We start from the raw sequence: 12,566 nt of genomic DNA, 5'->3' as shown, positions 1-12,566 counted from the left end.
GGCAGATTAGTTGAATAACAATTGAGCTATTACACCTCAAAAACTGGACTATTTTTCTTGAAATTAGGAAAGATAACTTCTGAGGTGAGTTTTATGAAAATGCTATATATATTGATTATTACCATTCCGATGTTGTTTTTTTGTTCAATTCAAGGATACGCGCAACCTAAAGAATGTCCTGTGTTAAGTGAATTAGAGAAAACATCGATTAAGGATAAAAAAGAGGTAAAGCGTTAAATACTTTAATACCAAGAACTTATGGAACTGGAATAGATGATTTTCCTGACATATATACTAAGTGGGATGTAGTAACTGCCAAACCTTTTCCCGAAACAGTTGGCAATAAAGATGAAGAAGACTATTTTGGAATGGCAAAGACCTTTTGTGGCAAAGAAATTGCTGAAAAATCATGGCTTGTACGTTTAGATTTCCCCAAAGCACCTGGAGCTAGCTTAGGCCAAGGTCAAATATTTTTAGCTAAAAGTAAGGAAAAAGGATGGTTTGTTTGGTTTCAATACCATTAAACTGCTATTCCTTAAAGAACTAACAGGTTCTTTACTTCAATAAGTGAGTTGCTTTGGCAGCTCTTTTTTATGGAACTATCGGGTCAGTTTAGTTGAACAAGGATGTTCTATGTTCGTAACCGAATATTGATATATATGAGAAAGATTGAAAGGGGAAACTAATATGATAATCAGAGAGGCAACGTTGGCTGATGCTGAAGGTATAGCAAAAGTACACGTTGATAGTTGGAAAACTACATATGCGAATATCATTCCAGACGAATACTTAAATAATTTGATTTATGAAGGACAAGAGCAATTATGGAAAGAGAACATTACTAATAGCGATGTATTTGTAGCAGAAAACGAGGAAGGAAAAAGTCCTATGTGACTGTTACAATGTATGATAATCAAATGAGAGCCCAATCAAATTATACGGCCTCTTATATTCGAATGAATGCTGCACATGAGATTGGTCATTCTATTAAAATGGCACATGTAGCGAAAGCCTATAATTCTGTTATGCCACAAGGGTGGAGAGCAATACCTTCAAGTCTAACAAGCTATGATTCAGGTGAAGTCACTAAAAAATGGCCATTTTAGGGGAAACTTATGAAAAAGATATTATTGAGTACAGTATTAATAGGGATATTATTTTCTAGTGCATGTTCAAATGAAGCAAAAGAATTTGGTGAAAAAACAGATGAGACCGAAACAATTAGTGTAGGTGCAAATTACTTAGAATATGATGAAGAATCAAGTTTATTCAAAGAAACTGAACTTGTTGTTATTGCAGAAGTGAATACAGATTTTGAAGAGAGAGAACATTTTGTTACGTATTTTCAATCAGAAACAGCTCATGAAATAAACGAAATTGAAGATTATTACACAAAAGCACCAATTACAATTAAAAAAGTTTTAAAAACACCAGAAGGTTCTAATCTTGGAGAAAATAGTGAGTTAATGATTATTGAACCTATTTCTTTAATTGATGATGAAAATGGAAAACGTATTCTAACAACAGAACATTATAAAGAATTGGAAAAAGATAATTATGTTCTTTATTTAAACAAAAACACATATGGTGAATATAGTGTGATTAATATGAATAATGGACGTTTCAACCTAGATAAAGAAGAGGTTGAAAAGGGTTACGACCCAGGAGTCAGCTTTCATTCTGCTTATTATCCAAAAACATCTGCAAAAGTTGTGGTCTGCTCCAACAAGTCGGAGGGAGCTTTTGAGATTATGAGTGGAATCGATGCAGAATTGAAAAAAGTCACTAACTTATAAATCCATAATAAGACGCATTTCTATAATAGGAATGCGTCTTTTAACAATAGATCCGTATTGTAGAACAACAACCAGAAAAAGGATTAATCTCCCATGAGTGCGGTGAAGCAAAAAGAAAAAAAGCATCCAATTAGATATAATACAGTTAACACATATAGATCAAGGTTGGAGTATGTGAATAATTACTCTTAAACTAACGGGTGCTTTAGTTCAATAAGGGAGGTTGCTGAAGCAACCTTTTTGTTATGCAACTAAAGGGGCAGGATAGTTGAATAAGAAAAAATTGCAATGTATAACAATATAAAGTTCTTCTTAGTGTAAAAAGACAATAAAGTTATTTAATTTAAAAAACCTAAAACAAGCATAACCCCTTTCTAAATTTAGGACGGGGTTAAAATATAGTTGTTTAATTTTCGATATAAGATACTTCACTGTACTTAAAAATATAACAATAAAGTCGTTTAAAAATCTAAGTTTTATTCAACTATAGCGCCATATTCTGGAATAACTAAAATATAGACTAAGTCCTCAAACCACTGCATAATCTGAGATTAATCAACCCGTAAGCTTAATAATTTTCAAGTTTTAAATCATTAAATAATACATCAATGCTAACGACTGCTGAATCATCATCAGTTGGAATATTAATATCAAATATCCATGGATTATTAATCAGCATCTCAAAGACTAAGTAATCGTGCTCATTATGTAACTGGGTATTTTCACCAAGATGAATGTCTACAATTTCAACCATTATGGTAAATAATGAAAATGGATAATTAATAATATTAAATAATAAATTAATATTATTGATTTTTTGGATTAAAAAATTTAAATTTTATTATTTATATTTTTAATTACTTGTTATATAATCGAATCAACTAAAAGGAAGGAATTTCATTATGGCTTATAAAGTAATCACAAATTGCCCTGTCTGCAGTAAAACATTGAAAATTACAAAGTTGCAGTGCTCTCATTGTCACACTACGATTGAAAATGAGTTTGAATTATCTAAGCTGGCATCCTTATCAAAGGATCAGCTTCATTTTGTGGAAGTATTTTTAACATGCAGAGGGAATATCAAAGAAGTTGAAAAGGAACTGGGGATTTCGTATCCAACGGTTCGAGGCAAGCTAACAGACATCATTTCATCCCTTGGATATGTGCATAAGAAGAAAAATGAAGTAGACGAGAAAAAAGTTGTCACCATGTTGGAAAATGGCGAAATCACACCAGAAGAAGCCATTAAGCTCTTAAAAGAGGAATAGGGAGGTATTTATCATATGAAAGAGGAAATTACAAGAGTGTTAACAATGGTTCAAGAAGGGAAGATTGATGCAGATAAGGGATCAGAACTGATCCAAGTATTAAAAGAGAAAGAAGAAACAGGTAATAAGCTTTTTGAAAAACCGACTAAATATTTAGATAAAAAATTAAAAATTCGTGTTGTATCAGCCGAAAATGATAACGTCACGGTCAATTTGCCTATAAAACTTGTCAAGGTAGTATTAATGGCTGGACACAGCATCGCAGCGAGTATTCCTCAATCGGAAAAATACATTAAAGATATAGACATAAGCCTTATTATTGAAGCAATCGAAAACGAATTAGATGGCCAAATTGTTGATATTAAATCGGCAAACGGGGATACCGTTTCGGTCATCATTGATTAGTGATTTGCTTATGATGCATGTAAAAGTGAAAGCAAAAGACGTTCGGTTTACCATCCCAATTCCATATGCTATTTTAAACATTGTTATTTCAATTTTGTCTTCAAAATTTTTTCAGCAAAATGCAAACAAATGGACAAAAGAGCACTTCGAAAGAAAAAAACTGGACTTTACCTTTCCGCTAATAGACAAAAAAACGCTAAAGCCTATCGTCAAGGAACTGAAAAATTATAAGGGGATCGTGCTAGTAGATGTCAAAGCTAAGGACGGTACTGAGGTTAAGGTTAGACTATAATTTATTATAGAATACACCGACCACTGACTGGCATTTTGAAGAAAAAGCCTAATTTCTCGCTACAATACCGAGAAAATTATAAAAAAACAATAAAGTTATTTAATTTTAAAAGAACTATTCTTCACTAAATTAGTGAAGTGTCACTTCTACTTAACGAAATAGACTTTATAATCAGAACTGAAAGTATAATTCACTTATAAATGAATTATACCGACTCACATTGTGATAAATTGTACTTAAACAAACGGGTGCTTTACTTCAATAACAAGGGTTGCTGCGGCAGCCTTTTTCTTATGGCACTAACGGGGCAGGTTAGTTGAACAAGTTATAAATTGAATAGTTTAAAGTTATAGAGCATTTCTTCGTAATGAGGAATGCTTTTTTATCTTTTTTTAAAATGAAAGGATATTTCGGTAACAATAATTATATAATAAAAAACAACAATGTTTTATTGTAAAACGATAAAAAGCGTGTTAAATTAAATTGACAATAAATAAGTGAGGTGCTTTTTATGAAACGAGGAACAACACTCTTTTTAAAGATAGCTGTTATTCTTATTGGAATTCCAGTTCTTGCTTTGTGCATATTTTTGGTGCCTGAGATAGCGAAGTTTGCAGCAGAATTGTATCCGGATATGACTTATATCAAATATCTCGTATTAATCGATTTGTATGCATCGGCGATACCATTTTACTTTGCTCTATATCAAGCTTTTAAACTTTTAAGCTATATTGACAAGAACAAAGCTTTCTCGGAATTATCTGTAAGTGCTCTAACAAAAATAAAATACTGTGCAATCACAATCAGTATCTTGTATGTGGTAGGTATGCCGCTCTTTTATCTCATAGCGGAGCTGGACGACGCCCCAGGTATCATATTAATCGGATTGGTCATTATTTTTTCTTCAATGGTGATTGCAGTCTTTGCTGCTGTTCTTCAAAGGCTTTTACAAGAAGCCATCGATATAAAATCAGAGAATGACTTAATAGTCTGAGGTGAATAATATGGCAATTATAATCAATATTGATGTGATGCTGGCTAAAAGGAAAATGAGTGTTACAGAACTTTCTGAGAGGGTTGGAATAACGATGGCTAACCTTTCTATATTGAAAAACGGCAAGGCAAAAGCGATTCGATTATCAACTTTAGAGGCGATTTGTAAGGCTTTAGAATGTCAGCCTGGAGATATTTTAGAATATCGAAATGATGACGACACCCAAGATTAAAAAAGAGGAACAAAAAGAAAAGGGGAGTTACTCATGAATTTAACCATTAAAAAAATGGAGGCACTAATCATGAGAGCACTAAAACAACTCGTTCGTTTTGGTTGGGAGCAGGCCCTATCATGTTTGTTTCCTGCCGTTATTTTTGCCTCGTTGGCTTTTACAAAACTTATGCCGCTTCCCTTTCTGCCACGGTATGACTGGCTGCTCATCATCTGCCTTCTGATGCAGTGGTGGATGGTGCGTTCTGGGCTTGAAACACGGGACGAACTAAAAGTTATCACATTGTTCCACCTTATTGGTCTTGCTCTTGAACTTTTCAAGGTACATATGGGCTCATGGTCTTATCCAGAGGAAGGATATTTCAAAATTTTTGGAGTGCCTTTGTATAGCGGATTCATGTACGCAAGTGTAGCGAGTTATCTTTGCCAGGCGTGGAGAAGGTTAAAGGTTGAATTGGTTAAGTGGCCACCGTTTTTGGTAGTTGTACCTCTTGCAGCTGCGATTTATTTGAATTTTTTCACCCACCATTATTGGATTGATATTCGTTGGTGGTTGTCTGGACTTGTCATTATCGTCTTTTGGCGATCATGGGTCATATACGAGGTTGCTGGAACTCGTTATCGTATGCCAATCGCACTTTCTTTTGTGCTCATCGGATTTTTTATATGGATAGCCGAAAATATCGCAACGTTCTTTGGAGCTTGGGAATATCCAAACCAAACCGATGCATGGAGTCTCGTTCATCTAGGAAAGGTAAGTTCATGGCTCTTATTAGTCATTGTTAGTTTCCTTATAGTAGCGATGTTAAAGCAGGTTAAGGGGAAAAATTCCACTAGAACCGATGCTAGTCAATTTTTATAACTGTTAAGAACCCTCTTTTAAAAAAGTTGGATCCTTAGCATAGTAAGGAATTCGACTTTTTTTAGGTTGAAGTTCTCCTAGCGTACAAAATTCTGAATAAGATAAATTGGAAAAAGCAACTTTCGAATTGTTGCTTTTTTCTTTATAAATAGCTTTTGATAATACTGCTGGAATCCATTTTATTGGGGGTTCTTGTGAAAAAATTTCACTTAAACTATAGGGTGCTTAAATAAGGGAGGTTTCTGCGGCAGCCCTTTTCTTATGGAATTAGAGAGGTAGTTTAGTTGAAGAAGCTAAATGTAAACGCACAGTTAATGACGTTTGTTTTCACAGTATGACTGTATGGATATGTGCAGTACAGTCTCTCTGTTTAAACGTACTGCGAAGCAACTAAATGTTCTATTCCAGCTAAAATTTCTCTTGATTATAAATATCCCTAAAGTAAAATATTGGTATAAACGGTCGTCGGCAGGTATAATAAAATTATCTTAAAGCAAAGGGGTTGTGCCTTATGAGTCAACGAATCTCCTATAATGATGTTGCACCCGATGGTATGAAAATTATGATGGATATGGAGAAGTACACTAAAAACTCTTCTATTAATCGAACTACTAGAGAGTTGATCAAAATTAGAGCTTCTCAAATTAACGGTTGTGCCTTCTGCATCAATATGCATACATCCGATGCTCGTAAGATGGGTGAAACTGAACAAAGAATTTATTGTTTAAATACCTGGGAAGAATGCGATTTTTATTCACCTGAAGAAAAAGTTGCTTTGGAACTTACTGAGCATATTACCTTGATACCAACAAAACGAGTTCCTGATGACTTATACAAGCGTGTCCGAGGACATTATAATGAGAAACAATATGTTGATCTAGTTCTTATTATTAATCAAATAAACAGTTGGAATAGAATCTCAATTGCAATGGGCAATACAGCAACTAAGAGTTAATTTTCTTAACGAACATCCTATGGTGTTCGTTTTTTCATTTATTTTGTTGCACAATTTGTGTCAACTCTACAATAGGTCATATAGAACTAACCGGTGCTTTACTTCAATAAGGGAGTTGCTTTGGCAGCTCCCTTTCTTATGGCACTAAAGGGGCAGGTTAGTTCTATAAGAAATTGGTTTATTATGGTATAATTTTTAGATTATTGTCTTCAACACTCAATGTTAGGGTGGATAATTTAATGGTTCGAAATTTACATTCAACTTTTAGGAGGACAGGCCTTTGTTTACTTTTAAAAAAATCTCCGTAGGACTCCTGGTTATATGGAGTCTTGCTGCTTGTGACAACGAACAAGAACAAGTCATAAAAAATGAAAAGGTAGACGTAGAGCAAAAAAATGAGGTAAAAGATTCTACACAACAAGAGGATGTACCCTCTTACGAAGCACCCAAGTATCATATATATGGTGGCTGGATGAACGGTGGATCTTATATACTAATCAAAAGTGATGGTGACGGTAGCGAGGGTAGATCCAAGTTCACATTAGAAAAATTCACTAAAACGGGAAAAGATAAAATCATAAAGCATTTCCAGTTATCAGAATCTACTGGATCAAAACTAACCGGTATAATATCAAGCAAAGAATCAAACAAGACTTCTTTTCTAACGCTAGAATTAAATAAAGAAAAAACCGAAATAACTGTCACGTTGCCAAATGAAAAACCCGTTACATATAAAGAAGCAGAAATAGAGCCGCAAGAATTTAATCCCGATTATGAGTGGGAAGAATGAAACCACAGTATAACGAAAAATAAAAAGACACCTCCGGAACCATAGGAGGTGTGAATCGGGAACCGATGATAAAGGTTTTACAGACCTGTACCTTACCACTTGGCTATGCCGCTATATTAGCAAGGACAGTAGGAGTCGAACCCACACCGAAAGTATTTAGACCTCAGTTCTATCTTTAAAACTATGTCCTTAAAAAGACAGCTATAACTAAATATAACTACTGACCACCTGAGTGGAATTAAAACAACAATAGGGGATACAAAAATGTGGTTAAAAGTGGGTTCAGCGATATTAGCAATACTGGGTTATTATGTGGTTAACTTAATTATCTTCATTTTTTTATAAATAAATGTTGGTTAATTACCAATTGTACCAAACTACAACTCCTAATATGAAGATTGGGACGCAAGCCATAAATACTCCGTAAAAAGAAAGTTCAAAGTCCTCAGGGTTTCCCATAAAAGCTCTTAGACCTGCTCTATCCAATGCAGTTTTTTTTATTTTATGTTTTTCCTCTTCATTTTTACTCATATATGCATCCGCCTTATCCAATATTTGTTATTATGATTTTAACATATATATACATTTTAAAAAAATGCATTTTATTTTATTAGTCTTATGAATACACGATCATTTATTATATTGAGTTCTTCTACAGAGCGATTATTTAATAAGGTTAGCTTTTCTTATTGAGCTAAAGGGACATTTTAGTTTTAAAAGGAAATATTATGAAAATGTGGAAACGTCATTTATCAAACACTGTAAATACAGTACAGATGTTAATGACACTATTATTTATTACTGCTGTTATTGGTTTATATAGCTTACTTATGTTTTTTCAAACTAAGAAAAGTAATACTTTTTTATTGCACATGTAATTTCCCTTCGTCATTTTCATTTTTTCATAATTCCACCTATTCCAACAGGCCCACGGCATATGAGTTTTCTTTACCTAGCGGTATGTTCAAACACTGATTTAATTTGACTTTTTTGTATTGTCCTGAAAAAAGTTGATAACTTTAAAAAACTATATTTCTAATAAATGTTGAAAATAAAAGTAGAAGATACATATTCGAGGCTTAATAATCATATTTAGTAACGATTGAAGGAAAATGAATTTTGGAGGCCATTATAATGAATGAAAAAGATTCTAAACAGAGGCAAGCTTTATCAGAAGAAGACTCTAATGAAAGAAAAAAGTTATATAGAGACCTCTCCAAACGAACTAATGATGAGTCAGCTAAACTTCATTCACAGACAGTCGGCTCTAGAGGACCTGTACTGGAACAAGATAATGTACTCCACGAGTCCTTACAAGAGTTTATTCATGAAAAAATATTAGAAAGACCGGTTCATGTGAAAGGATTTGGTGCATTTGGTTATTTTCAAACGATATATTCGATGTCCGAATACACAAAACTGAACTTTTTACAAAATCCTGATCATAAGGTACCTGTTATGGTTCGCTTTTCATTAGCTGTCAGTACGAAAGGAACACCTGATACTTCCAGAAATGTACGTGGTTTCGCTACAAAATTTTATACAGAAGAAGGTGTTTTTGATCTTTTATGTAATCATATCCCCGTCTTTTCTGTTCGTGATGCGATACGTTTCCCAGAATTTATTAAAGCATTCTTACCTTCACCCAAAAATAACTTAATTGACCCTGATAGATTTTGGAGCTTTGTAGCAAGAGCACCCGAATCTATTCATTTTATTGTACGTCTCTACTCTGACGCAGGTACAGTAAAAAGTCTTCGTCACATACCAGGACATAGTGTGAATACATATGTTTGGAGAAATGCTCAAGGTATTAGAAAGTATGTTAAATACCATTGGTATCCATTTGAAGGTGTACAATACATTGGTCGCAAGGAAGCAAATAGACTAGCCGCTGAAAACCCTGATTATGCTGGTAAAGATCTATTCGATGCTATTGCGGGTGGTAAATCAGTGGAATATGGCTTATACGTTCAGCTCATGGATCCTGCAGATGAAGCCCATCTTTCTTATGATCCTTTAGACGATACAAAAGTATGGGATGAGAAAGAATACCCTCTTATACCAGTAGGGAAAATGGTATTAAGTAAAAATCCTGATAATTATATGGAACAAGTAGAAAAAGTCGCCTTCTCCCCTTCAAATTTACTTGACGGTGCAGAATTATCTGATGATAAAATACTGCAGGGCCGAGCCAATATTTATAATGATTCTCAAAGAAGAAGAATTGGGCCTGAATTTCGAAAAGTACCAGTCAATCAACAGCAACACTGGACAACGGCTAACCAAATTACAAGTGGTGATGGAAGATATGTTGAAGGAAAACTAGAAAGAACTTCTATAACAAAGCATGATGATTTTATGCAGGCTGGTGAATTCTATATGAAGTTAACTCCTATAGAAAAAGAACATCTTGTAGAAAATTTGGCTAGCGACTTGATAATCATATCCGATGATATTAGAAAGAAAGTTATGGAGTATTTAAATAAGGTATCATCTGACTTGGCAAAAAGAATTGAGATACAACAAAAAAAACAATAAAGATATAAAAATTAAAATTTAAAAAATAATATTAATTTTTAAATAGAAAGAAAAAAGAAGCTTTGCCGTTAATTAAACTGCCCTATAGATTGGGGTGCCCTGCACTTCGACAATGATCTACAAAACACGGATGCCTTTCAAGGCGCCACACTTATGAATACTGCTAAATTAGGCTCAGTCTTAGGACTGAGTTTTTGTGGTGTTTTTGAAAGAAAACAGAATTCATCAATCATCACGAACTCTCCCTCTCTAGTATTCTGTCGACAAAATCTAGTAAATATCGGGAGTGACAGGCACCGATTTTAAGTTTTTCTAATTTCTTACCTTAGCGTGGTGACGGGCGGCTCTGGTACTTATTACTTTAGTCATCTTAAATAGAATGTTGGATGTAAAGCTTCTGTAAATTGAGATTTACAAAAGCTTAGTGTGGGAATTATGTTTGCTTAATATTTGTTTTGTATATTCATAGTGTGAAACAAAATAAAAACAAACATATTTAGGGGGGAAACGACAATGTCTTGGAACCGTAAGTGGAAAACAGGAATAATCGGTGCAATGACTATTTCAATGTTAGCAGCATGTTCATCAAATAATAATATTAAAGAATCAAGCGCAGGAGAAGAAGCAGATTATAACAAATTGACATTGACACAAATAGAAGACAAGGCAAAAGAAGAAGGCAAAGTTAATTCAGTTGGGATGCCGGATACTTGGGCAAACTGGGTGGAAACTTGGGATGAGTTGGGCGAAAAATATAATGTGCAACATACTGATACAGATATGTCGAGTGCAGAAGAGTTAGCAAAATTTGCAGCTGAAAAAAATGATGCAACAGCTGATATTGGTGATGTTGGAATTGCCTTTGGACCTATTGCAGAGGAACAAGACTTAACGATTCCCTATAAAACGTCCTATTGGGATGACATTCCAGATTGGGCGAAAGATGATAACGGAGACTGGGTAGTTGGCTATACAGGAACGATGGCAATTATTACAGATAAGAATAACGTAAAAACGGTCCCGACTTCTTGGGAAGATATAAAAAATGGTAATTACACAGTTAGTATTGGTGATGCGTTAACAGCAAACCAAGCACAATTTGCTATATTAGCAGCTGCTTATGCTTTCGGTGGAGACGAAAAGAATATTCAACCGGGTATTGACTTCTTTGCAGAATTAGCGAAACAAGGTCGTTTATCTGCTGGTGATCCTAGTGTTGCTAATCTAGAAAAAGGTGAAATTGATGTTGCTTTACTTTGGGACTTTAATGCACTGGGTTATCGTAAACAAGTTGATGAAGCACGATTTGACGTAACGATTCCAGAAGAGGCATCTGTTACATCTGGTTATGCCACAATCATTAATAAATATTCAAAAAAACCGCATGCTGCTATGTTGACTCGTGAATACATTCTTTCAGATGAGGGTCAAGAAAATTTAGCAAAAGGGTATGCACGTCCAATTCGTGAAAATGTTGAATTATCAGAAGAAGTTCAATCTCTTCTATTACCGGATAACATGTATAAAAATGCCCAACCAGTTGGCGATCAAAAGGCTTGGGAAGAAACAACGAAACAAATTCCTCAAATGTGGCAAGAGAAGGTGTTAATCCATGTCAAATAATCGTTTAATTATGATCGTTGTGGATGCGTTGCGTTTTGATACAGCGTGTTCTCATATGGGTTTTATGCAACATCTCGTTGAACAAGGAAAGGTCGCGCGTTATGAAGTGAAATCGGAAGTCCCTTCTTTATCTCGGCCACTATATGAAACGATTTTGACTGGAACGCCACCTTTAGTCCATGGAATTGTTGGCAATGGAGTCGTCCGCTTATCAACACAAGAAAGTCTGTTTCATTTAGCAAGACGCAGCGGGAAGAAAACCGCTGCAGCTGCTTATCATTGGGTAAGTGAGCTATATAATCATGCGCCATTTCGTCCTGGAATGGATCGAATTCAATTAGATAAAGATGCCCCGATTGAAAATGGTCTGTTCTACTTTGAAGATCATTATCCAGATAACCATTTATTCGCAGAAGCTAGGTGGCTCGTTTCAGAAAAGAAACCAGATTTCCTCTATATTCACCCGATGAATGTAGATGATGATGGACATAAATTTACAGCAGATTCTGTTCAATATCGAAATCGCGTTTTAGCTACAGATGCCTTATTGGCACTTTCGTTGCCAGAATGGATGGAACTTGGATACAACATTATCGTGACAGCCGATCACGGAATGACAAGCGATGGAAATCACGGTGGGAATACAACTAATGATCGCCATGTTCCGTTATTTATTGCTTCGAATAAAGTGAAGCCGGTTGTTCAGGATCAAATTATCTCTCAACTACAAGTGGCGCCACTTGCTTGCCATTTACTCGGAATCGATCCATCAGAAGCGATGGTCCCTCTCATAATACCTGGGGTCTAGT

The 12,566-nt window shown here is 34.8% G+C and carries 17 protein-coding genes and 1 pseudogene; 16 read left to right on the top strand and 2 right to left on the bottom strand.

The window, feature by feature from the left end; all coding sequences use genetic code 11:
* The first annotated feature begins 93 nt into the window (after positions 1–93).
* The 5 genes and pseudogenes from JFV29_RS30655 to JFV29_RS31740 all read left to right on the top strand — a co-directional run bounded on the left by JFV29_RS30655 (position 94) and on the right by JFV29_RS31740 (position 1,796).
* Positions 94–237 (top strand): hypothetical protein, encoded by a 144-nt coding sequence (locus JFV29_RS30655; RefSeq protein WP_242486908.1) that lies wholly within the window; start codon positions 94–96, stop codon positions 235–237.
* Positions 238–368: 131 nt separating this feature from the next.
* Positions 369–524 (top strand): hypothetical protein, encoded by a 156-nt coding sequence (locus JFV29_RS30650; RefSeq protein ID WP_242486907.1) that lies wholly within the window; start codon positions 369–371, stop codon positions 522–524.
* 163 nt (positions 525–687) lie between these two features.
* Positions 688–882: pseudogene (locus JFV29_RS17485) on the top strand (GNAT family N-acetyltransferase); the annotation flags it as partial.
* 8 nt (positions 883–890) lie between these two features.
* Positions 891–1,106, top strand: a complete 216-nt coding sequence (locus tag JFV29_RS17480; protein ID WP_207205150.1) for a hypothetical protein — start codon at positions 891–893, stop codon at positions 1,104–1,106.
* A gap of 9 nt (positions 1,107–1,115) precedes the next feature.
* Positions 1,116–1,796: a hypothetical protein gene (locus JFV29_RS31740; RefSeq protein ID WP_446728255.1), complete on the top strand. Its 681-nt coding sequence runs from the start codon at positions 1,116–1,118 to the stop codon at positions 1,794–1,796.
* 568 nt (positions 1,797–2,364) lie between these two features.
* Here JFV29_RS31740 and JFV29_RS17470 read toward each other — a convergent pair.
* Entirely contained in the window at positions 2,365–2,550 is a 186-nt protein-coding gene (locus tag JFV29_RS17470) for a hypothetical protein (RefSeq protein ID WP_201185497.1), read from the bottom strand.
* Positions 2,551–2,698: 148 nt separating this feature from the next.
* On the opposite strand from JFV29_RS17470, the gene JFV29_RS17465 reads away from it, so the two are divergent.
* The 8 genes from JFV29_RS17465 to JFV29_RS17430 all read left to right on the top strand — a co-directional run bounded on the left by JFV29_RS17465 (position 2,699) and on the right by JFV29_RS17430 (position 7,593).
* A complete protein-coding gene (locus tag JFV29_RS17465) occupies positions 2,699–3,064 on the top strand; it encodes a DUF2089 domain-containing protein (RefSeq protein WP_201185495.1) in 366 nt (121 codons plus the stop codon).
* 15 nt (positions 3,065–3,079) lie between these two features.
* Positions 3,080–3,469, top strand: a complete 390-nt coding sequence (locus JFV29_RS17460) for an SHOCT-like domain-containing protein (protein ID WP_201185493.1) — start codon at positions 3,080–3,082, stop codon at positions 3,467–3,469.
* Between the two features lie 10 nt (positions 3,470–3,479).
* Positions 3,480–3,761 (top strand): hypothetical protein, encoded by a 282-nt coding sequence (locus tag JFV29_RS17455; protein WP_018393056.1) that lies wholly within the window; start codon positions 3,480–3,482, stop codon positions 3,759–3,761.
* A 511-nt stretch (positions 3,762–4,272) separates the two neighbouring features.
* Positions 4,273–4,755, top strand: a complete 483-nt coding sequence (locus JFV29_RS17450) for a DUF2975 domain-containing protein (RefSeq protein WP_201185492.1) — start codon at positions 4,273–4,275, stop codon at positions 4,753–4,755.
* Positions 4,756–4,765: 10 nt separating this feature from the next.
* A complete protein-coding gene (locus JFV29_RS17445; RefSeq protein ID WP_201185490.1) occupies positions 4,766–4,987 on the top strand; it encodes a helix-turn-helix domain-containing protein in 222 nt (73 codons plus the stop codon).
* A gap of 69 nt (positions 4,988–5,056) precedes the next feature.
* Entirely contained in the window at positions 5,057–5,848 is a 792-nt protein-coding gene (locus JFV29_RS17440) for a DUF817 domain-containing protein (RefSeq protein ID WP_201187922.1), read from the top strand.
* A gap of 511 nt (positions 5,849–6,359) precedes the next feature.
* Complete coding sequence (locus tag JFV29_RS17435; protein WP_201185488.1) at positions 6,360–6,803, top strand: carboxymuconolactone decarboxylase family protein; 444 nt, start codon at positions 6,360–6,362, stop codon at positions 6,801–6,803.
* Between the two features lie 280 nt (positions 6,804–7,083).
* A complete protein-coding gene (locus JFV29_RS17430; RefSeq protein WP_201185486.1) occupies positions 7,084–7,593 on the top strand; it encodes a hypothetical protein in 510 nt (169 codons plus the stop codon).
* Between the two features lie 360 nt (positions 7,594–7,953).
* On the opposite strand, the gene JFV29_RS17425 is transcribed toward JFV29_RS17430, so the two are convergent.
* Positions 7,954–8,124 carry a hypothetical protein gene (locus JFV29_RS17425; protein WP_201185484.1) on the bottom strand — a complete coding sequence of 57 codons (171 nt, stop codon included), beginning with the start codon at positions 8,122–8,124 and terminating at the stop codon, positions 7,954–7,956.
* 603 nt (positions 8,125–8,727) lie between these two features.
* Here JFV29_RS17425 and JFV29_RS17420 point away from each other — a divergent pair.
* The 3 genes from JFV29_RS17420 (at position 8,728) to JFV29_RS17410 (ending at position 12,565) form a co-directional block, all read left to right on the top strand.
* Positions 8,728–10,134 carry a catalase gene (locus JFV29_RS17420; RefSeq protein WP_201185482.1) on the top strand — a complete coding sequence of 469 codons (1,407 nt, stop codon included), beginning with the start codon at positions 8,728–8,730 and terminating at the stop codon, positions 10,132–10,134.
* Between the two features lie 513 nt (positions 10,135–10,647).
* Positions 10,648–11,757: an ABC transporter substrate-binding protein gene (locus JFV29_RS17415; protein WP_201185480.1), complete on the top strand. Its 1,110-nt coding sequence runs from the start codon at positions 10,648–10,650 to the stop codon at positions 11,755–11,757.
* Positions 11,747–12,565 (top strand): alkaline phosphatase family protein, encoded by an 819-nt coding sequence (locus JFV29_RS17410; RefSeq protein WP_201185479.1) that lies wholly within the window; start codon positions 11,747–11,749, stop codon positions 12,563–12,565. The genes JFV29_RS17415 and JFV29_RS17410 overlap by 11 nt, the downstream gene beginning before the upstream one ends.
* Position 12,566: the final 1 nt, after the last annotated feature.

Source organism: Peribacillus sp. TH16 (genome assembly GCF_016651095.1).
Taxonomy (GTDB): Bacteria; Bacillota; Bacilli; order Bacillales; family DSM-1321; genus Peribacillus; species Peribacillus butanolivorans.
The sequence above is the reverse complement of the archived record's forward strand: the minus strand, read 5'-3'. Positions and strand labels throughout refer to the sequence as shown.